Origin of the sequence: Aeromonas sp. LsrichE-8G (genome assembly GCF_022869435.1) — a bacterium.
GTDB classification, from domain to species: Bacteria; Pseudomonadota; Gammaproteobacteria; order Enterobacterales; family Aeromonadaceae; genus Aeromonas; species Aeromonas caviae.
The window spans coordinates 1-2,209 of the sequence record NZ_JALIHH010000215.1 but is presented as its reverse complement, the minus strand read 5'-3'; the positions used below and the strand labels follow the sequence as shown (position 1 = coordinate 2,209).

Here is a 2,209-nt window from a genome sequence, read left to right as displayed (position 1 = left end):
ACCTGGCCAGAAGGAGGCAATATCAATATGATGCACGGCGACAGCAGGGTGATGGTGGTGGTGTGTTTGGAGACAGCCAGTTTACCAGCACCCTGTCTGTCAACTTCCACTTCCCCAAGATCCCGCGAAGAACCTTTTTTTATGGGGCTCGAACCGCCACCGGCCTTGTATCCATGGCTGGTCCACGTTGTCTCTTGTCTCTTGTTTCTTGTTTCTTGTTTCTTGTTTCTTGTTTCTTGTTTCTGTGGGCGACCCTTTATGCCGCACTCTCAGTCGCACTCTCAGCCGCGCCCTTGCGACATGACGGGAGGAAGGGTTGGCGGTACTCAGGGCGCTGGCCCCAGGGTGGCCAGCGCCGCGCGCAGACGGGCGAGGCCGATGGGCTTGAACAGGCAGTCGTTCATGCCGGCGGCGAGACAAAGCTCCCGCTCGCGAGGCTGGGCATGGGCGGTGAAGCCCCAGACGGGCAGGCCATGGCCGAGGGCTCGCAGGCTGCGGGTCAGCTCGAAGCCGTCCATCACCGGCATCTGGCAGTCGGTGATGACCAGATCGAAGGGGTGGCTGGCGAGGGCGCGCAGGGCCTCCAGGCCATTGCTGCGCACACTGACGTCGTGTCCCAGGTGCTTGAGCTGCTGGCGCAGCAGGATCTGGTTGGCGTGATTGTCATCGACCACCAGGATATGCAGCCGATGGGGGAGGGGTTGAGCCTGGTGGGGCTGGGGCGCCGGCATTGCCGTGATCGGGGCGGGGGGTTGCTGAGCGAGCGTGAGGGGCAGCCTTATCTCGAGCCGGGTGCCTTCGCCGACCTGGCTGTGAACGGCTATCTCCCCCCCCATCATCTGGCACAGGATGCGGGCGATGTTGAGGCCCAGCCCGCTGCCGGGGAACTGGCCGTGGGCGCGATAGAAGGGGGTGAAGAGCCGGGGCAGCTTGTCCGCAGGAATGCCGGCTCCGGTGTCGGTGATGGTGAGGTGCAGCACAGGAGGCTGCTCGCCCCCGGTCAGGGTGGCGGTAATGGCGACCCGGCCCTGCTCGGTGAACTTGATGGCGTTGCCGATGAGATTGGAGAGGATCTGGCGCAGGCGAAGGGGATCGATCAGCACCCTTGGCATGGGGGTGTCGGGCAGCCTGACCTCATAGATCAGCCCCTTCTGCTCGGCCATGCCCGCAAAGACCCGGGTGACGGACGAGAGCAGGGGCGCGAGATCGCAGGGGGTGGGAGTCAGGGTCATCTGGCCCGCCTCTATGGAGGCGATATCCAGGCTGTCCCCCAGCAGATCCAGCAGACCGTTGGCGGAGTCGGCGGCGATGCGCAGCAGCTCGCCGCTGTGACGGCTGAGAGCGGGATCCTCGGTGGCCAGCTCCAGCATGCCGAGGATGGCGTTCATGGGGGTGCGGATCTCGTGGCTCATGGTGGCGAGGAAGTCGCTCTTGGCGCGGCTGGCGCTGTCGGCCTGCTGTTTGGCCTCGCGCAGCGCCTCTTCCAGCCGCTTGCGGTCCGTGATGTCTATCCAGCCGTCGATCACCCCGCTGATGGCCCCCTCCCCGTCGAAATAGGGCACCATCTTAAATGCGAAAGGGGACTCCCTCCGACGTAGGTGGGAGGGGAATTTCGCCGGGGCGTCAGCCCCGCTGGTTTTGAATGTATTGCTTGATCACCTCCAACGGTGCTCCGCCGCAAGAGCCCGCAAAGTAAGAGCGTGACCAGAGTACGGGTTTGCTGTAAGCACCTCTCAAGTCCAGAAATTCATTACGCAGTCGCCTTGATGTGACCGCCTTTAACGAGTTCACCAGTACCGATAGCTGTACCGTTGGCGCGTACTCTATCAGCATGTGAACATGATCAGCCTCTCCGTCACACTCTTTCAGTTCCGCACCAAAATCTCTGCAAACCTCTGCCGCACACTGACCGAAGGAGGCGTGATGCAGATCCCCCAGTATCGGCTTTCGATACTTGGTGATAAACACCAAATGTACCTGCAAAGCGTAGGCCGAATGGCGTGATTTATTAATTTTAGTGAATTGCATTCTGTCACTCAATCGGGCTTAATAGATATGGCAACAATGCTACACACTGAGCGCTAAATGCAAATTCTGAAAGCCTACAAATTCCGACTCGAACCGACCGAACAACAAGCGCAACGCCTGCGCCAGTTGGGCGGTTGTGCTCGTTATGTCTGGAATCACGGGCTGGCAGAAACCAAACGCA

General features: G+C 60.8%; 1 protein-coding gene and 1 pseudogene. Both read right to left on the bottom strand.

The window, feature by feature from the left end; translation table 11 throughout:
- Window positions 1-326 precede the first annotated feature (326 nt).
- Window positions 327-1,565 (bottom strand): annotated as a pseudogene (locus tag MUW49_RS19340) (ATP-binding protein); the annotation flags it as partial.
- Window positions 1,566-1,623: 58 nt separating this feature from the next.
- Window positions 1,624-2,028, bottom strand: coding sequence for an IS200/IS605-like element ISAs26 family transposase (tnpA, locus tag MUW49_RS19335; RefSeq protein ID WP_180911564.1), 405 nt, complete (start codon window positions 2,026-2,028; stop codon window positions 1,624-1,626).
- Between the last annotated feature and the right edge of the window lie 181 nt (window positions 2,029-2,209).